This is a genomic window from Pseudomonas lini (assembly GCF_001042905.1).
GTDB lineage: Bacteria > Pseudomonadota > Gammaproteobacteria > Pseudomonadales > Pseudomonadaceae > Aquipseudomonas > Aquipseudomonas lini.
In genome coordinates, this window is sequence record NZ_JYLB01000002.1 from 337,854 (window position 1) to 356,044 (window position 18,191).

The following is an 18,191-nucleotide window of genomic DNA, read 5'->3' on the forward strand; positions in this document are numbered from 1 at the left end:
TGTTCTTATTGGCGAAAACGCTTCGAGGCGTTTTTCGTACGCTATGTGCGGTAGCGACGGCAGTCGAAACTGTCCGTGGCTGGACTCTAACCGGCCAACCTTTCGCTAACCTTTCAGCTGACTTTCACGGTTTTCGGGCTTCACAGCGACGGTTGCGGCTGTAAACTCCGCGCCAAAGAATGGCGTCGACCATCCCTGAATGAGGTAAAGATCCATGCGTGTTCTGCTCGTCGAAGACCATCTGCAGCTTGCCGAAAGTGTCGCCCAAGCGCTCAAGAGCACCGGGCTGACCGTGGATGTGCTGCATGACGGTGTGGCAGCCGACCTGGCCTTGAGCAGCGAGGAATACGCCGTGGCGATCCTCGATGTCGGCCTGCCGCGCATGGATGGTTTCGAAGTGCTGGCGCGCCTGCGAGCCCGGGGCAAGAACCTGCCGGTGTTGATGCTGACTGCCCGCAGCGACGTCAAGGATCGGGTCCATGGCCTGAACCTTGGGGCTGACGATTACCTGGCCAAACCCTTCGAGCTGACAGAACTCGAAGCCCGGGTCAAAGCCTTGCTACGCCGCAGTGTGCTCGGCGGTGAACGCCAGCAGCGTTGTGGCGTGCTGGCCTATGATCTGGACACCCGGCGCTTCACCCTCGGCGAAGAATTGCTGACCCTGACCTCCCGCGAGCAGGCGGTGCTTGAAGCGCTGATCGCCCGTCCCGGTCGGGTGATGAGCAAGGAGCAACTGGCCGCCCAGGTGTTCGGTCTGGACGAGGAGGCCAGTCCCGATGCCATCGAGATCTACGTTCACCGCTTGCGCAAGAAACTCGATGGCCAACCGGTAGCCATCGTGACCTTCCGCGGCCTGGGCTATCTGCTGGAAAGCCGCGATGCATAAGCCCCGCAGCCTGCGCTGGCGGTTGCTGTGGAACCTCGCGCTGCTGCTGGTGGTGTTGATGCTCGCCAGTGGTTTGAGCGCGTACTGGAACGGTCGCGAAGCCGCCGACACCGCTTATGACCGGACCTTGCTGGCCTCGGCGCGGACCATCGCCGCGGGGGTTTCCCAGCGTGACGGGACGCTCAGCGCCGACGTGCCTTACGTGGCGCTGGACACGTTTGCCTACGACAGTGCCGGGCGAATTTTTTACCTGGTCAACGATATCCACCAGAATCTGATTTCCGGTTACGAAAATCTTCCCGCTCCGCCTCCGGGAACGCCGCGCACCGATGACTACCCGGCGCTGGCGCGTTTTTATAACGCCATTTATCGAGGGCAAAACGTGCGGGTAGTCAGCCTGCTCAAGCCTGTCAGTGAACCGAACATGAATGGCATGGCGGAAATTCGAGTCGCGGAAACCGATGAGGCGAGGGTCAGTATGGCGCGCAGTCTGGCGGCGGATACGTTGCTGCGACTGGGCATGCTGGCGATCGGTGCGCTGCTGCTGGTGTGGTTTGCGGTCAGTGCGGCGCTGCGTCCGCTGGAGCGCTTGCGCACGGCGGTGGAAGAGCGTCAGTCCGATGACTTGCGGCCCTTGCCGTTGGTGGAAGTGCAGCACGAGTTGTGGCCGCTGGTGCGTGCGCTCAATCACTTTACCGAGCGCTTGCGCGGGCAGTTCGAGCGTCAGGCGCAGTTCATCGCCGATGCCGCCCATGAACTGCGTACCCCGTTGGCGGCGCTCAAGGCACGACTCGAGCTGGGCTTGCGGTCGAACGAACCCGAAACCTGGCGCAGCACCCTGGAAACTGCGGCCCAGGGCACGGATCGTCTGACCCACCTGGCCAATCAATTGCTCTCGCTGGCACGGGTCGAGAATGGCGCCCGGGCAATTGCCGAGGGCGGTGCGCAGTTGCTCGACCTCAGTCAGTTGGCCCGGGAACTGGGCATGGCCATGGCGCCGCTGGCCCATGCACGTGGTGTGGCGCTGGCGCTGGAAGCTGACGAACCGGTGTGGCTGCGCGGCGAACCGACGTTGTTGAATGAACTGTTGAGCAACCTGGTGGACAACGCGCTGGCCCACACGCCACCGGGCGGCAATGTGATCCTGCGGGTCTTGGCACCAGCGGTGCTGGAGGTCGAAGACGATGGCCCGGGGATTCCTCTTGAAGAGCGGGATCGGGTGTTCGAGCGTTTTTATCGGCGTAACGAACAGGTGGCTGGATCGGGACTGGGCTTGGCCATTGTCGGCGAGATCTGCCGCGCCCACCTGGCGCAGATCAGCCTGCACGACGGCGAGCAGGCGGGGTTGAAGGTGCGGGTGAGTTTTATCGCGGGAGAGTAATGGTGTTTGTTCCGGCCTCTTCGCGGGCAAGCCTCGCTCCTACAGAGCGTCGAGAACCTGTAGGAGCGAGGCTTGCCCGCGAAGCTCTTAGTAAAACATCGACCGCGACTCCTCCAGATCCTTGCACATCGCCTTGTTCTCCGGATCGATCCCCAACTTTTTGAAGGCCGGCACGCTGAAGAGGTCGATACGGGCCAGTGGATGATCGGTGTCCTTGTGGCAATACAGACTGGCCACTTGCACCAGATCGACATAATCGACCCGCTCCGATTGCCGCTTGAAATCCAGATACAGCCCCGGCAATTGCACCAGCATTTCCGGAAACTCCCAGACCCTGAGCAATTTATCGCCGAGCAGCGGGTGAATCCGGTCGATCACATGGTTGAGGCTGATCGGGTCAGACAGCAATTCATAGTGATCTTCGGCGTAGGTCAGAATCGGCAGTACACCAATCTGATGCACGAGCCCGCCGAGCGCCGCCTGATCAGGCTTGAGTTGCGTATAACTGCGGCACAACGCGTAACTGACGCCGGCGATTTCCAGGCTTTTGCGCCAGACCTCGCGCATTTTCTGTTCCACCACTTCGGAACGGGCATTGAAGATCTGTTCCATCACCAGGCCAATGGCCAGGTTGCTGCTGTAATTGACGCCCAGCCGGGTGATGGCCGTGTGCAGGTCAGTCACTTCCTGGGTCGCGCGCAGCAACGGGCTATTGACCACTTTGATCAGGCGCGCCGACAGCGCGGTATCGCGGCCAATCACTTTGCTCAGTGTGCTGACACTGATTTCCGGGTCTTCAGCGGCCTTGCGAATCTGCAGGGCCACTTCGGGTAACGTTGGCAGAACCAGGTCATCGTTATCGATGGCCTCAACCAAATCCTGTTGGACCTTATCCGCCAGCTCGATCATTTCTTTTCTCTAGGGTATTGCGACAAGTGCTGCTGTTAACGCTGGATTTCGCGATCACGATCCAGTTGGTAAGGCAGGTCGAGCAGATGCAGGCCCGGACCTTCAAGTGCGCCAAGGTGCAGATTGCCATCTTCTGCAGCTTCGGCTTGCAGCACCGCAAGGAGTTCAATGTTTTGCTCGGTACGGGCGGCCATCACCACTTCACCGATCGAACTGCCGTGGGTTGGGGAGAACAGTTGGGTACCGGGCTCCGGTAATTCGCTGGCCTCCAGTTGCAGGCGGTACAGACGGCGCTTGAGTTTGCCAAGGTATTGCATGCGCGCGACGATTTCCTGGCCGGTGTAGCAACCTTTCTTGAAGCTCACGCCGCCGACGGCTTGCAGATTGAGCATCTGCGGGATGAACAGCTCGCGGGTACTCGGCATGACCTGACCGATCCCGGCGCGGATCTGGCCCAGCAGCCATTGATTCAATTCACCTTCGGCCAACAGAGCGGACAGCTTGCCCTTGAGGGTGTCGGCTTGATCGGCGCGAACCCAGAGCTCAGCGCGATCCGGCGAGGCGCGAAGGGCGATCAGGCCGTCATTGCGCGCGACGCTGTCGGTTTCAGCCGGTAGTTCCAGGCCCAGGCTGGTCAGTGCCGCATCGCCATGCTCAAGGCCAAAGCGAACCCAGCTGGCACTTTCATCGGTCAGTTTCGATTTGGAGAACACCGCGTACTTTTTCAGGTCCGCCAGTTGCGGCTCCAGCAGCTCGCTGGCCATCGCCATGAGCACACCGTCGCCTTCCAGCAGAATGCGGAAACTCGACTGCATCCGGCCTTTCTGCGTGCAGCGCGCGCCAAGGCTGGCCTGGGTGTCGCTCAGGTAATTAAGGTTGCAAGTCAATTGGCCTTGCAGGAATTTGCCGGCATCCGCGCCGCGTACCGCGAGAACGCCTTCGTGAGACAGGGTGCAGAAAAAAGCAGAATCGGCCATGGGTCATCGCAGGGTAAAGAGTCCGAGGGACATCATAAGGGGGCGCCCTTGAAATGGGTAGTTCACAAAGGATCGTCGGTCCCGACCAAAGCCGACTGTTAGGCTCGCTTTGGGGCTGTATACTTGCCGCCTATTTGAGGAGCGCTCCATGGTCGAACAAGTTGAACTGAATCGCCTCTACTGGCACAGCCGCCGCGGCATGCTTGAGCTTGACGTGTTGCTGGTGCCGTTTGTGAAAGAGGTTTACCCGCACCTCAACCAGGTGGATCGTGATCTGTACGTCCGTCTGCTGACGTGTGAGGATCAGGACATGTTCGGCTGGTTCATGGAGCGCAACGAATCGGAAGATCCGGAGCTTCAGCGCATGGTTCGCATGATCCTGGATCGTGTCCAGCCCAAGTAACGCGTTCGAATGCCGCTGGCATGCCTCACGGCAGTTGCTGGCGGCCTATCTTCTGGCCCAGCTGTTCGCGTTGGGTTCTTTGTTTCTACTTTCCCTACCGGTCTGGGCCAGTTTGCTCGGCGCTTTTTGCTGTCTGGCTCATGGCATCTGGGCATTGCCGCGACAGATTCTGCTGACACACCCACAGGCGTTTCGCGGCTTGCGTCGCGATGCCGATGGCTGGCAGTTGTGGAATCAGGCGGTGGGCTGGCAGCCCGTGCAGCTGCGGCCGGACAGTCTGGCGTTGCCGCTGATCGTGGTACTGCGTTTTCGTCTGCGCGATGAGCGACGGATCAGGGCGATCTGTGTGCTGCGCGATTCGCAGGCGGCGGATGTGCACCGACGCCTGCGGGTTCGGCTCAAGTTCAGTCGGCGTAGGTGGGCGGCACCAGAATAGTGTCCAGGGCGACCGGCAGCATATTCGGGTAGTCGAGGGTGTAATGCAGGCCGCGACTTTCCTTGCGCTCCATGGCTGACTGGATCATCAGTTCGGCTACTTGCGCCAGGTTGCGCAGCTCGATCAAATCCCGGCTGACCTTGTAGTTACTGTAGAACTCATCGATTTCATCCAGCAACAGACGCACCCGGTGCTGAGCCCGTTGCAGGCGCTTGTTGGTGCGCACGATGCCGACATAGTCCCACATGAATCGCCGCAGTTCGTCCCAGTTGTGCGCAATGATCACGTCTTCGTCGGAATCGGTGACCTGGCTCGCATCCCAAACGGGCAGGGCAGTCGGAATCGACACGTCTGGCAACTGCTCCAGAATGTCCGCCGCCGCCGAACGGGCGTAAACGAAACATTCCAGCAGCGAGTTGCTGGCCATGCGGTTGGCGCCATGCAGGCCGGTGAAACTGGTTTCACCAATCGCATACAGGCCCGGCACATCGGTGCGACCCCGCTGATCGACCATTACGCCGCCGCAGGTGTAGTGCGCCGCCGGTACCACCGGGATCGGTTGTTTGGTGATGTCGATGGAGAATTCCAGGCAGCGTTCATAGACCGTCGGGAAGTGCGTCTTGATGAAATCTTCGGGCTTGTGGCTGATGTCAAGGTAGACGCAGTCGATACCCAGGCGCTTCATCTCATGGTCGATGGCGCGGGCGACGATGTCCCGTGGTGCCAGCTCGGCCCGTGGGTCGAAGCGCTGCATGAAGCGTTCACCATTGGGCAGCTTCAGGTGGCCACCTTCGCCGCGCAGGGCTTCGGTGATCAGGAAACTCTTGGCTTGCGGGTGATAAAGGCAGGTGGGATGGAACTGGTTGAACTCCAGGTTCGCCACCCGACAGCCCGAACGCCAGGCCATGGCGATGCCATCACCGCAGGCGCCGTCTGGGTTGCTGGTATAGAGGTAGACTTTTGCCGCGCCGCCGGAGGCAAGGATCACGAAGCGCGCGCCGTAGGTGTCAACTTCACCGGTGCCGCGGTTGAGCACATAGGCGCCGAGGCAACGCTCACCTTCAAGGCCCAGACGCTTTTCGGTGATCAGGTCGACCGCGACCCGCTGCTCCAGCAGTTCGATGTTGGGACGCTGCTTGGCCTGATCGAGCAAGGTTCTGAAGATCGCCGCGCCCGTCGCATCGGCAGCGTGGATGATTCGCCGATGGCTGTGGCCGCCTTCGCGGGTCAGGTGAAACTCGAACCCACCGTCTTCGGTGCCGGACTGTTCATCGCGGGTAAAGGGCACGCCTTGGTCGATCAGCCATTGAATTGCCTCTCTGCTGTGCTCGACGGTAAAGCGCACGGCGTCTTCATGGCACAGGCCACCACCGGCGTTGAGGGTGTCATCGACATGGGATTCGACAGTATCGGTGTCATCCAGAACGGCAGCGACACCGCCCTGGGCCCAGAAGGTTGAGCCATTGGCGAGGTCGCCTTTGCTCAATACGGCGATGCGCAAATGACCGGGTAAGGTCAGCGCAAGGCTCAAGCCGGCAGCACCGCTGCCAATTACCAGAACATCGTGTTGAAACTGTTGGCTCATTTCAGGATTCCGCTCAAAGCGACCCGGGACGGGGTTGGCGCAAGACAGCTGGGTCGGCGAGTCAAGACAGCCACACAGCCCACTAGTATATAGAGGGGGGGATCGGCACAATAGCCGGGCCAGCATGGCATTGTGAAACTACTGTGACGGAAAAGGCTGGACGCTTCGTCGGAAGTTTTTTTGAGGGCTTCGGCGACAAGGCGACTGTATCGTGGATTTAACAGTCTTTTTCTCTTCAGAGTTGCACAATGTCGGTTTCGGGCAGCTATAAATATGGAACTTTTGCCAAAGGCCCAAGATCAATAGAAGGTTGCCTGAAACAAGGGACAGTGTCGGCTTCGGGGCGGGACTTGCGGTTGGGTCCTTGCTGACGAATCCGATGACAAGATTATTCGCGCAGCCGGGTTATCCCGCGCTGCGCTTTTCGTGCGTGCCAAATCAGAGTGCGCAGGAAACTTGCTTGAAGGGGGAGAACTTTTGCGAAAAGCCCGAGTCTATGTTTGCAAGTCTGGTCGTTCAGTAATGCAAGCCTCCTTCGAGCTTATCGAGGAGTGTTCATGCTAACCCAGGAAGAGGATCAGCAGCTGGTCGAGCGCGTTCAACGCGGCGACAAGCGAGCTTTCGATCTGCTAGTGCTGAAATACCAGCACAAAATTCTCGGGTTGATCGTGCGGTTCGTGCACGACACCCATGAAGCCCAGGATGTCGCACAGGAAGCCTTTATCAAGGCATACCGTGCACTTGGTAATTTTCGCGGAGACAGCGCGTTTTATACGTGGCTTTACCGCATCGCCATCAACACGGCGAAAAACTATCTGGTTTCACGCGGCCGTCGGCCGCCGGATAGCGATGTCAGTTCCGAGGATGCAGAGTTCTACGATGGCGATCATGGCCTCAAGGATCTCGAGTCGCCAGAACGTGCATTGCTGCGGGATGAGATCGAAGGCACCGTCCATCGAACCATTCAGCAACTGCCAGAAGATTTGCGTACGGCTTTAACTTTACGTGAATTCGATGGTCTGAGTTACGAGGACATTGCCAGCGTCATGCAGTGTCCGGTGGGTACCGTGCGCTCCCGGATTTTCCGCGCTCGGGAAGCCATCGATAAAGCCCTGCAGCCGTTGTTGCAGGAAAACTGAGACAGCGGCGACAGCCAAGAGAGGAACGCCATGAGTCGTGAAGCCCTGCAGGAATCGCTGTCCGCAGTGATGGATAACGAAGCGGACGAATTGGAATTGCGTCGGGTGTTGAATGCCTTCGACGATGTTGAAACCCGCGATACTTGGGCTCGTTACCAGATCGCTCGGGCAGTTATGCACAAGGATTTGTTGCTTCCTCGTCTGGACATCGCTGCGGCAGTCTCTGCTGCGCTGGCTGACGAAGCCGTACCGGCAAAAGCCTCTCGCGGTCCATGGCGCAGCCTCGGTCGTCTGGCAGTTGCTGCTTCGGTGACCGTTGCCGTGCTGGCGGGTGTTCGTCTGTACAACCAGGACGAGATCGCCGGTGTCGAGTTGGCCCAGCAATCCAGTCAACCGGGTCTGGCCGCTCCTCAGGTCAAGGGTCCAGCTGTATTGGCAGGCTACAATGAGAGCTCGGAAGCCACTGGCCCTATGGCCAACGGCGTATTGCAAGGTCAGCCAGGCTGGCACGATCAGCGTCTGCCAGGTTACTTGCGCCAACATGCTCAACAGGCTGCATTGAAAGGTACTGAGAGCGCTCTGCCTTACGCTCGTGCAGCAAGCCTGGAAAACCGCTAAGGAGGATCATGCGCGCCATACCTCTACTTACGCTTCTGCTCAGTGGCTGGTTCGTTGTTCCAGCCCACGCCGATGAAGCCCAGGACTGGCTGAAGCGTCTGGGGCAGGCGGAGCAAACGCAAAGCTTTCACGGTACTTTCGTCTACGAGCGTAACGGTAGTTTCTCTACCCACAACATCTGGCATCGCGTCCAGGATGGCAAGGTCCGCGAGCGTTTACTCCAGCTCGACGGCTCGGCACAGGAAGTCGTGCGCATTGATGGGCATACTCAATGCGTGAGCGGCACCCTGATAGCAGGGCTGGGGGACTCACCCAACTCCACCGCTCGTGCACTCGATCCACAAAAGCTAAAGAATTGGTATGACCTTGCCGTCATCGGCAAGTCGCGTGTGGCCGGACGTTCAGCGGTGATCGTGTCGTTGAAGCCTCGCGATCAGCACCGCTACGGTTTTGAGCTGCATCTGGACAAGGAAACCGGTTTGCCGTTGAAGTCATTGTTGCTCAATGACAAAGGGCAACTGCTGGAGCGGTTCCAGTTCACCCGACTGGATACTGCCGAGGTGCCTTCCGACAGCGATTTGCAGGCAGGTTCTGATTGCAAACCCATTACCCTCGACAGTGACAAGGCTTCCGCCGTCAAAACTGCGCAGGTCTGGCATTCGGACTGGTTACCACCAGGTTTCGAGCTGACCAGCAGTACCTCGCACAAGGATCCGGAGACCAAAGCCCAGGTCAACAGTCTGATGTTCGACGACGGTCTGGCCCGATTCTCGGTGTTCCTTGAGCCGTTGAATGGCGCAACAGTCACTGATACGCGCACCCAGTTGGGGCCAACCGTTGCTGTCTCCCGGCGATTGACTACACCGCAAGGCGAGATGATGGTGACTGTGGTCGGTGAAATACCGATTGGCACCGCCGAACGGATTGCGCTGTCCATGCGCAACGATGCCGCGGCTACCAGCAAGCAGTAAGCTGATCAGCCATGCTCACCTATCGGGGTCTGGATGGTGCGGGAGGTCGACAATGGCTATCCCGCCATTGATGCCTCGAAATGTTTTGCCGAGCATTTTCATTTGCAAATATCCCGAAAATTTTTTATAGGTCAGAGCCCCTCGGCTCTGGCCTTGTTTGTTGTTCCCGGAACAAAAATACCGGCGTATCGTTTCCGGTGTTCCTTGCTCCATATCGCTTAACCATGCTCGTCGTAACGGGAGCCGTATGTCGATACCACGCTTGAAGTCTTATCTCTCCATTTTGGCCACCGTGCTGGTGCTCGGTCAGGCGGTCGCTGCGCAAGCGGTCGAGTTGCCTGACTTCACGCAGCTGGTCGAGCAAGCCTCGCCCGCGGTGGTTAACATCAGTACTACCCAGAAGCTGCCGGACCGTAAGGTGTCCAGCGAGCAAATGCCTGACCTTGAAGGCTTGCCGCCGATGTTGCGCGAGTTCTTTGAGCGGGGCATGCCGCAGCAGCCACGTTCCCCACGCGGCGATCGTCAGCGTGAAGCGCAATCCCTGGGCTCGGGTTTTATCATCTCGCCCGACGGCTACATCCTGACCAACAACCATGTGATTGCCGATGCCGACGAGATTCTCGTGCGCCTCGCCGATCGCAGTGAGTTAAAGGCCAAGCTGATCGGCACCGATCCGCGCTCTGACGTCGCTTTGCTGAAAATCGAAGGCAAGGACCTGCCGGTTCTCAAGCTTGGCAAGTCGCAGGACCTGAAAGCAGGTCAGTGGGTCGTGGCCATCGGTTCGCCGTTCGGCTTTGATCACACGGTGACCCAAGGTATCGTCAGCGCCATCGGCCGTAGCCTGCCGAACGAAAACTATGTGCCGTTCATCCAGACCGACGTGCCGATCAACCCGGGCAACTCCGGTGGTCCGTTGTTCAACCTGGCCGGTGAAGTGGTCGGCATCAACTCGCAGATCTACACCCGTTCCGGCGGCTTCATGGGCGTGTCCTTCGCAATCCCTATCGATGTGGCGATGGACGTTTCCAATCAGCTGAAAAGCGGCGGTAAAGTCAGTCGTGGCTGGTTGGGCGTAGTGATCCAGGAAGTGAACAAGGATCTGGCCGAGTCGTTCGGTCTCGAGAAGCCGGCCGGTGCGCTGGTGGCTCAGATCCAGGATGACGGTCCGGCTGCCAAGGGTGGTCTGCAAGTGGGCGACGTGATCCTCAGCATGAACGGTCAACCGATCGTCATGTCCGCCGATCTGCCGCACCTGGTGGGCGCACTGAAGGCCGGCTCGAAAGCTGATCTTGAAGTGATCCGCGAAGGCAAGCGCAAGAACGTCGAGCTGACCGTCGGCGCTATTCCTGAAGAAGGCAAAGAGCTGGAAGCCCTGCCTAAATCCAGCGTTGAGCGCAGCAGCAATCGCCTGGGTGTTTCGGTGGCCGAGTTGACCGAAGAGCAGAAGAAAACCCTCGACCTCAAGGGTGGTGTGGTTATCAAGGAAGTCCAGGACGGTCCTGCTGCCCTGATTGGCTTGCAGCCGGGCGATGTGATCACTCACCTGAACAACCAGGCGATCGGCTCCTCCAAGGAGTTCACGGACATTGCCAAGGCACTGCCGAAGAACCGCTCGGTGTCGATGCGGGTTCTGCGTCAAGGTCGCGCCAGCTTCATCACCTTCAAACTGGCTGAATAAACCGGTTGTCGGCTGAATAAAAAACCGCCTCGAAAGAGGCGGTTTTTTTTGTACCTGGATTTTTGTTTCTGAGCTTTTTCTGAAGACGTCAGCCCATCATGTCCTTGACCATCCGTTCCTGCTCCATCAACTCACGTTGCCGTGCGTCGATCCGCGATGACAGCGGGAAGTTGCTGCCAGCCTTGCGCTTGGCGAAGTCCAGTTGCTGGATCGCCTGGCGATAGTCGCCGACCAGCGCAAAGTACTCCGCGCGAGCCTGATGCAGGCCGATGATGTTGCCCGACAGGCCGCGAGTCTCGGCCACCATGTACCAGACATCCGGATCATCAGGTCGGCTCTTGAGCAGGTTCTCCAGCGCTTTTTCCGCATCTGCCGCTCGATTCTGCTTGAGCAGCAGGTCGACACGCACCTGATTCAGCGGGTAGTTGCCGGGGTATTGAGTAAGCATCCGGTCGACCCGTGATTGAGCATCGGGCAGACGATTATTGGTGATGTCCAGATCGACCTGCGCCAGGTTGTAGATGATCTCGTTCGGCGATTTGGCCAGCAGCAGCTTGAGGTTCTCGCGAGCCTCATTCAACTGGCCGCCCTTGATCTGGGCGATTGCCAGGCCATAGCGCGCGACGTCATTTTTCGGGTTTTCATCGAGTTGGGCCCGAAAGCGTTTGGCGCCCAGGCCTGGGGTTTCTTCATAGATCAGCTGCACGCGTGCCCGAATCAGCTGGTAACGCATGCTGTCTTCGATACCGCCCGGTTTGGCCTGTTCGGCGCGGTTGCGAGTGTCGGCGATCCGCGATTCGGTCACCGGGTGAGTCAGCAGGAATTCTGGGGGCTTGGCGTCGAAGCGGTACTGGCGCATCAGTCGTTCGAACATGGTCGGCATCGAGCGCGGATCGTAACCGGCCTTTTCCAGATTCATGATGCCGATACGGTCGGCTTCCTGTTCGTTCTGGCGCGAGAAACGTCGTTGTTCCTGAATCGCCGCCGCTTGAGTACCGGCAATGGCCGCGATCCCGGCATCGCCTGCACCGGCCGCGGCAATCACGATGCCGGCCAGCAGCGCAGCCATCATGGGCACCTGCATGCGTTGCGACGCTTCGACACCGCGGGCGAAGTGACGCTGCGACAAGTGAGCCAGTTCGTGGGCCAGTACCGAGGCATATTCGCCCTCGGTCTGGGCATTTAGGAACAACCCGCCATTGACACCGACGATCCCGCCCGGCGCGGCAAAAGCGTTGAGCTGCGGACTATTGATCAGGATGAACTCCAGGCGCCGGTCATTGACCTGGCTGGTTTCCACCAGCCGGTAGACGCTGGATTCGACGTAATCCTTGAGCTGCGGATCGTTGAGCTGTGACACCTGGCTGCGCAACAGCGCCAGCCACGCACGGCCCAGTTGGTGTTCCTGTTGCGGCGAGACGATGGCAGAACTGGCGTCACCAAGTGACGGCAAGTCGTCGGCGAAGCCCGGTGAGGCGAGCAGGCAAGCGAGCGTCAGCAGGGTAGGGCGCAAAAAAGTCATGCACAAAGCCTTAGTCGACAAAGACCTTACTGTAGCCGGACACTACGCTTGGGACCAGATATTCTAAGCTGCTTAACCCCCTGCCCCGGAGTGATTCGATGACTGACGCTGTAACCCACGACGCCGAGCTGGACGCCAGCGGTCTGAATTGCCCGTTGCCGTTGCTCAAAGCCAAACTGGAACTCAACCGACTAGCCAGCGGTGCGGTACTCAAGGTGATTGCTACCGATGCGGGTTCCCAGCGCGACTTTCGCACCTTTGCCCGATTGGCCGGTCATACCCTGCTTCGTGAAGAAGATGAAGCGGGCGTTTACCGCTATTGGTTGAAAAAAGCCTGAAACCTGCTGCGTTCGTTTCTAAGGATTATTGATGTTCAAGGTGTTACGCGACTGGATTCAGCGCTATTTCTCGGACGAAGAGGCTGTGGTGCTGGCGGTGCTGCTGTTTCTGGCATTTACCGCGGTGCTCACCCTGGGTGGAATGCTCGCGCCGGTACTGGCCGGTATGGTGCTGGCGTATCTGATGCAGGGGCTGGTGGTGACCCTTGAGCGCCTGCGTGTGCCGGGTGGTGTGGCGGTGGGGTTGGTTTTCGCGTTATTCATGGGGTTGTTGCTGGTCTTTATCATCGTCGTGGTGCCACTGCTCTGGCACCAACTGATCACGTTGTTCAACGAATTGCCCGGCATGCTCGCCAAGTGGCAGTCGCTGCTGTTGCTGCTGCCCGAGCGCTATCCGCACCTGGTGTCGGATGAGCAAGTGTTGCAGGCGATCGAAGTGGCGCGGGGCGAGATCGGCAAGTTCGGCCAGTGGGCGCTGACATTCTCGCTGTCGAGTCTGCCGCTGCTGGTGAACATCATGATCTACCTGGTGCTGGTGCCGATCCTGGTGTTCTTCTTTCTCAAGGACCGGGACATGATCGGCCAGTGGGTACGCGGTTATCTGCCGCGCGAGCGGGCGCTGATCACCCGGGTCGCCCAGGAAATGAACCGGCAGATCGCCAATTACATTCGCGGCAAAGTCATCGAAATCTTCATTTGCGGTGGCGTGACCTACATCGCCTTCGTGGCGCTGGGGCTCAACTATTCGGCGCTGCTGGCATTGCTGGTGGGTGTATCGGTGGTGGTGCCTTACGTCGGGGCTGTGGTGGTGACCGTGCCGGTGCTGCTGATTGCGCTGTTCCAGTGGGGCTGGAGCGATCAGTTCATCTATTTGATGGCGGTCTACGGGATCATCCAGACACTGGACGGCAACGTGCTGGTGCCGCTGCTGTTTTCGGAAGCGGTCAACCTGCACCCGGTGGCGATCATTTGCGCGGTGCTGTTGTTTGGCGGGTTGTGGGGCTTTTGGGGGGTGTTCTTTGCGATTCCCCTGGCGACGCTGTTCAAAGCTGTGCTGGATGCCTGGCCGCGCAAAGAGCCGATGGTGGCGCCACTGCTTTAGATCGGTGGAGATGTAAAAAGATCGCAGCCTGCGGCAGCTCCTACAGGAGCACCTCGTGGCGTAGGAGCTGCCGAAGGCTGCGATCTTTTTGGGTGTCAGGCCTTGTTCAGCGCCTGAGCAGCAGCCAAAACTGCATCCACATGCCCTGGCACCTTCACACCGCGCCATTCCTGACGCAGCACACCATCCTTGTCGATCAGGAATGTGCTGCGATCAACGCCCATATATTCCTTGCCGTAGAGCTTTTTCAGCTTGATCACGTCGAACAGCTGGCACAGCGCTTCTTCCTTGTCACTGATCAGTTCGAAGGTGAACGCCTGCTTGGCCTTGAAGTTCTCATGGGATTTCAGGCTGTCGCGAGACACGCCGAAAACTTCGGTATTGGCGGCTTTAAAGGCTTCAAGCTGATCACGAAAACCCTGACCCTGGGTGGTGCAGCCCGGCGTGCTGTCCTTCGGATAGAAGTAAATCACCACTTGCTTGCCTTTGAGGCCCGCGAGGCTGACGGATTGCCCGCTGGTGGCGGGTGCTTCGAAGTCGGCAACCGGTTGGTCGATGGCTACGGCCATGAAAGCTTCCTTACATTGGGTTTTGTGGGCGCCACGGTTCAATCAGTGCGTCCAGGTTCATGGCGTCGGCGAAATCCAGGAACTGGTCACGCAACCAGCTGATCTGGGTGCCGGCCGGCAGGGTCACGGTGAACGTGGCGTTAAGCATGGTGCCGCCGGTCTGTGGGGCCTGATAGGTGTCGCAGGTCAGGTTCTCCAGCTCGACGTTGTGATCCATGAAGAACTGGCACAGTTCGTTGATGATGTCCGGGCGGTAGGCCGAGCTGACATAGGCAACGTACGGCAGGGCCTGGGGACGGTTCTCCAGGGCAGCGCTGCGGACCACGTTAACGGTGAAGGCGTGCCGTTTGGCCAGCACTGGCAGGCTGCCTTCGAGACGCGCCAGGGCGTCCCAGCTGCCCGAGATTTCAAGGATCAACGCACTGCATTCGCCATGGCGCGTCAGGCGAGAGGTGACCACGGCGCAGCGGTTTTCATGGCTGGCGCGGCACAGGACGTTAGTCAGCTCCATGGGGTTGGCGCCGAGGGCACTGATGACAAGGAATTGTTCGCGAACTGTGGGGGTGGACATGCAGCATTCCTAAAGCGATGAGCGGTCGATACTTTTATGCGCTTTTTTACCGGGACGAGCCAGCGGATGCGAATTCAGAAAACCCGGCCGAAGGTTGCAACGTGCTCCAGTATGGCAAGAGCGAGGGGTGGCAACGCTGGATCGGGGCTTGTGATGCCGAAAATGGAGGCTGGAACGCGGCGTACGAGCTTATCAGTACCGATCAAAGTCTGAAGGGTAGCGAAAAGCAGCGCCAAGGGGAATGGCAGCAGCGCAGTACTTCGCTTGTACAAGCATCTTGGCGCCAGTACCATTACCGCTCTCTTTTTCCGGCAGGAGCGGTTGCATGATTGCGGGCAGTATGGTGGCACTGGTCACACCCATGGATGCACAGGGTCGTCTCGACTGGGACAGCCTGAGCAAACTGGTGGACTTCCACCTGCAAGAGGGCACCAACGCCATCGTGGCGGTCGGCACTACAGGTGAGTCGGCCACGCTTGACGTGAACGAGCACATCGAAGTGATTCGTCGCGTGGTTGCCCAGGTTGCAGGGCGTATTCCGGTGATCGCCGGTACGGGCGCCAATTCGACGCGCGAAGCGATCGAACTGACGACCAACGCGAAGAACGCCGGCGCCGACGCGTGCCTGCTGGTAACCCCTTATTACAACAAACCGACGCAAGAAGGCCTGTACCAGCACTTCAAGGCAATCGCCGAAGCCGTCGACATCCCGCAGATTCTCTACAACGTGCCGGGTCGTACTGCATGCGACATGCTGGCCGAGACGGTGATCCGCCTGTCGACCGTGAAGAACATCATCGGTATCAAGGAAGCCACGGGTGACCTGCAGCGCGCCAAGGACATCCTGGCCGGCGTGAGCAGCGACTTCCTGGTTTATTCCGGTGACGACGCGACCGCGGTCGAGCTGATGCTGCTCGGCGGCAAGGGCAATATTTCGGTGACCGCCAATGTCGCACCGCGCGCCATGAGCGAGTTGTGTGCCGCGGCCATGGCCGGTGATGCCGTCAAAGCCCGGGCGATCCACGAAAAGCTGATGCCGCTCAATAAAACCCTGTTTATCGAATCCAACCCTATCCCCGTGAAATGGGCACTGCATGAAATGGGCTTGATGCCGGACGGTATCCGTCTGCCGCTCACCTGGCTCAGTGCTGCCTGTCACGAACCGCTGCGGCAGGCCATGCGCCAGTCCGGCGTCCTGGTTTAATTGAGGAAGTACTACGCATGAAGCGATTGGCCGGACTTTCCGCACTTGCCTTGATTATCTCCAGCACCAGTGGCTGCGGATGGATCTGGGGCCCGGAAGGTTACTTCCGTGACCGTGGTAGCGATTACCTGGAAGCGCAACAGACTGCACCGATGCAACTGCCACCAGAGGTCAGCACCGCCAAGCGTCTGGATCCGCTGTTGCCGATCCCGCGCAACGTGGCTGACGACACCGCCAAGGGCGAATACATCGTGCCTCGTCCACAGCCGCTGTCGGCATCGGCTGACGCCAGTGCCTACTCTCTGCAGAAGAGCGGCGACTCGCGTTCGATCCTGGCTCAGACCCCGCCGGCCGAAGTCTGGCCTGTGGCCGTGCAGTTCTTCCAGGACAACGGTTTCCGTCTGGACGAACAGCGCCCGCAAACCGGCGAATTCACCACCACCTGGCAGCATTCCGACGAACTGTCCGCAGCAATGGCCAAGCGCCTGAGCGCGGCCGGTGTCGATGCCAACAGCGAAACCCGCGTGCGGGTGCGTATCGAGCCGGGCGTGCAGCGCAACACCAGTGAAGTCTACGTGGTCAGCGCCGAGCGTCCTGCCGGCAGCACCGCCAACGTGGATTTCACCAATCGCTCGGTCAACACCGGCCTGGACGCAGCACTGGTCGACGACATGCTCGCGAGCATGAGCCGCACCTCGGAAAAGGGCGGTTCGGTCTCCATGCTGGCTTCGCGTGATTTCGATACGCCAAGTCGTGTCAGCCTGACCGAAGATGGCAGCGGCAACCCGGTGCTCAACGTCGGTTCCGATCTGGATCGTGCCTGGTCGAGTGTCGGTCGTGCGCTGGAACAGGGCGAATGGCGCGTTGAAGACATCAACCGCAGCCTGGGCCTGTACTACATCAACCTCGCCGAAAAAGCCGAGAAAAAGGACGAGAAGCCAGGTTTCTTCAGCGGCCTGTTCGGCAGTAAGCCAGACAAGGAAGAAGTTGAAGCCCGCGCCGAGCGTTATCAGGTTCGCCTGAGCAAGGTTGGCGAGAACGTCCAAGTCACCGTCGAGAAAAACATCAACACCGTGGCGCCAGCAGACGTGGCGCGTAAAGTGTTGAGCGTGATTCAGGACAACCTGGGCTGATCACATGCGTTTTGCCGTTCTCGGCAGCGGTAGCCAAGGGAACGGCACGCTGATAGCCAGCGACGACACGTATGTACTGGTGGATTGTGGTTTCTCCCTGCGAGAAACCGAAAAACGCCTGCTGCGACTGGGTGTGAACCCTTCGCAGTTGAGCGCGATACTTGTGACCCACGAACATGCCGACCACGTGCATGGCGTGGGTTTGCTGTCTCGGCGTTACAATCTGCCTGTCTACCTCAGTCGCGGGACTCTGCGCGGGATGCGCAAACCGATTGAACCCGCAGGCTTTCTGGCTGGCGGCGAGCAACTGCAAATCGGTAACCTGAGCATCGGCGTCATTGCCGTGGCCCATGATGCACAGGAGCCGACGCAGTATGTCTTCAGCGACGGTCAGCGGCGTTTCGGCCTGTTGACTGACCTGGGCTCGTATTGCAATACGGTGCTGGACGGCTACCGGGACCTCGATGCATTGATGATCGAGTCCAACCATTGCCGTGACATGCTGGCTCGCGGTCACTACCCGTACTTTCTCAAGCAGCGGGTGGGCGGTGAATTGGGACATTTGAACAACCATCAGGCGGCATTCCTGGTGGCCGAGTTGGGCTGGCAAGGCCTGCAACACCTGGTCCTGGCCCATCTGAGCAGCAAGAACAACCTGCCGCAGCTGGCCCGGCAATGTTTTGTCGACACCCTCGGGTGCGACCCGGACTGGCTGCAACTGGCCGATCAAGATTCAGGGCTCGACTGGCGACACATCGCCTAGCCCACC

General features: G+C 59.3%; 19 protein-coding genes. 13 read left to right on the forward strand and 6 right to left on the reverse strand.

The genetic code is table 11. The features are described 5' to 3' along the window. Positions 1-214: 214 nt before the first annotated feature. Complete coding sequence (locus TU81_RS05970; RefSeq protein ID WP_007898613.1) at positions 215-886, forward strand: response regulator; 672 nt, start codon at positions 215-217, stop codon at positions 884-886. Continuing rightward, positions 879-2,267 (forward strand): sensor histidine kinase, encoded by a 1,389-nt coding sequence (locus TU81_RS05975; RefSeq protein ID WP_038979326.1) that lies wholly within the window; start codon positions 879-881, stop codon positions 2,265-2,267. The genes TU81_RS05970 and TU81_RS05975 overlap by 8 nt, the downstream gene beginning before the upstream one ends. Positions 2,268-2,354: 87 nt before the next feature. On the opposite strand, the gene TU81_RS05980 is transcribed toward TU81_RS05975, so the two are convergent. Both TU81_RS05980 and ygfZ read right to left on the reverse strand, forming a co-directional pair. After that, a complete protein-coding gene (locus TU81_RS05980) occupies positions 2,355-3,176 on the reverse strand; it encodes an HDOD domain-containing protein (RefSeq protein ID WP_038979327.1) in 822 nt (273 codons plus the stop codon). A 35-nt stretch (positions 3,177-3,211) separates the two neighbouring features. Beyond that, a complete protein-coding gene (gene ygfZ, locus TU81_RS05985) occupies positions 3,212-4,153 on the reverse strand; it encodes a CAF17-like 4Fe-4S cluster assembly/insertion protein YgfZ (RefSeq protein WP_048394050.1) in 942 nt (313 codons plus the stop codon). Positions 4,154-4,301: 148 nt separating this feature from the next. On the opposite strand from ygfZ, the gene TU81_RS05990 reads away from it, so the two are divergent. Next, positions 4,302-4,556 (forward strand): FAD assembly factor SdhE, encoded by a 255-nt coding sequence (locus TU81_RS05990; RefSeq protein ID WP_030132661.1) that lies wholly within the window; start codon positions 4,302-4,304, stop codon positions 4,554-4,556. Further along, the gene (locus TU81_RS05995; protein ID WP_048394053.1) at positions 4,540-4,992 is read left to right on the forward strand and encodes a protein YgfX; all 453 of its coding nucleotides are present in this window, start codon (positions 4,540-4,542) and stop codon (positions 4,990-4,992) included. Before TU81_RS05990 ends, TU81_RS05995 begins: the two co-directional genes overlap by 17 nt. On the opposite strand, the gene nadB is transcribed toward TU81_RS05995, so the two are convergent. Next, a complete protein-coding gene (gene nadB / locus TU81_RS06000; RefSeq protein ID WP_048394055.1) occupies positions 4,961-6,577 on the reverse strand; it encodes an L-aspartate oxidase in 1,617 nt (538 codons plus the stop codon). The genes TU81_RS05995 and nadB overlap by 32 nt on opposite strands. Positions 6,578-7,134: 557 nt before the next feature. Here nadB and rpoE point away from each other — a divergent pair. The 4 genes from rpoE to TU81_RS06020 all read left to right on the forward strand — a co-directional run bounded on the left by rpoE (position 7,135) and on the right by TU81_RS06020 (position 10,983). Next, a complete protein-coding gene (rpoE, locus tag TU81_RS06005) occupies positions 7,135-7,716 on the forward strand; it encodes an RNA polymerase sigma factor RpoE (protein WP_003172477.1) in 582 nt (193 codons plus the stop codon). Between the two features lie 30 nt (positions 7,717-7,746). After that, positions 7,747-8,334 (forward strand): sigma-E factor negative regulatory protein, encoded by a 588-nt coding sequence (locus TU81_RS06010; RefSeq protein ID WP_038979331.1) that lies wholly within the window; start codon positions 7,747-7,749, stop codon positions 8,332-8,334. Between the two features lie 8 nt (positions 8,335-8,342). After that, positions 8,343-9,305: a MucB/RseB C-terminal domain-containing protein gene (locus tag TU81_RS06015; RefSeq protein WP_038979332.1), complete on the forward strand. Its 963-nt coding sequence runs from the start codon at positions 8,343-8,345 to the stop codon at positions 9,303-9,305. A gap of 247 nt (positions 9,306-9,552) precedes the next feature. Then, complete coding sequence (locus TU81_RS06020) at positions 9,553-10,983, forward strand: DegQ family serine endoprotease (RefSeq protein ID WP_048394059.1); 1,431 nt, start codon at positions 9,553-9,555, stop codon at positions 10,981-10,983. An 88-nt stretch (positions 10,984-11,071) separates the two neighbouring features. Here the strand turns inward: TU81_RS06020 and TU81_RS06025 are convergent, their stop codons facing one another. After that, positions 11,072-12,505, reverse strand: a complete 1,434-nt coding sequence (locus tag TU81_RS06025; protein WP_048394060.1) for a M48 family metalloprotease — start codon at positions 12,503-12,505, stop codon at positions 11,072-11,074. Between the two features lie 98 nt (positions 12,506-12,603). Here TU81_RS06025 and TU81_RS06030 point away from each other — a divergent pair, with 98 nt between their 5' ends. After that, complete coding sequence (locus TU81_RS06030) at positions 12,604-12,843, forward strand: sulfurtransferase TusA family protein (protein ID WP_007898654.1); 240 nt, start codon at positions 12,604-12,606, stop codon at positions 12,841-12,843. Positions 12,844-12,874: 31 nt separating this feature from the next. Then, a complete protein-coding gene (locus TU81_RS06035; protein WP_038979334.1) occupies positions 12,875-13,945 on the forward strand; it encodes an AI-2E family transporter in 1,071 nt (356 codons plus the stop codon). Positions 13,946-14,040: 95 nt separating this feature from the next. Here TU81_RS06035 and TU81_RS06040 read toward each other — a convergent pair whose 3' ends face one another. Both TU81_RS06040 and TU81_RS06045 read right to left on the reverse strand, forming a co-directional pair. Next, positions 14,041-14,514 (reverse strand): peroxiredoxin, encoded by a 474-nt coding sequence (locus tag TU81_RS06040; RefSeq protein ID WP_038979335.1) that lies wholly within the window; start codon positions 14,512-14,514, stop codon positions 14,041-14,043. Positions 14,515-14,524: 10 nt separating this feature from the next. Beyond that, complete coding sequence (locus TU81_RS06045; protein ID WP_007898662.1) at positions 14,525-15,085, reverse strand: glycine cleavage system protein R; 561 nt, start codon at positions 15,083-15,085, stop codon at positions 14,525-14,527. Between the two features lie 325 nt (positions 15,086-15,410). On the opposite strand from TU81_RS06045, the gene dapA reads away from it, so the two are divergent. From dapA to TU81_RS06065, 3 genes are read left to right on the forward strand one after another with little or no spacing between them, the layout of a single operon-like run. Next, entirely contained in the window at positions 15,411-16,289 is an 879-nt protein-coding gene (gene dapA / locus TU81_RS06055) for a 4-hydroxy-tetrahydrodipicolinate synthase (RefSeq protein WP_048394063.1), read from the forward strand. Positions 16,290-16,306: 17 nt separating this feature from the next. Then, positions 16,307-17,422, forward strand: a complete 1,116-nt coding sequence (gene bamC / locus TU81_RS06060; RefSeq protein WP_038979337.1) for an outer membrane protein assembly factor BamC — start codon at positions 16,307-16,309, stop codon at positions 17,420-17,422. 4 nt (positions 17,423-17,426) lie between these two features. Beyond that, positions 17,427-18,185 (forward strand): MBL fold metallo-hydrolase, encoded by a 759-nt coding sequence (locus TU81_RS06065; protein WP_038979338.1) that lies wholly within the window; start codon positions 17,427-17,429, stop codon positions 18,183-18,185. The last annotated feature ends 6 nt before the right edge of the window (positions 18,186-18,191 follow it).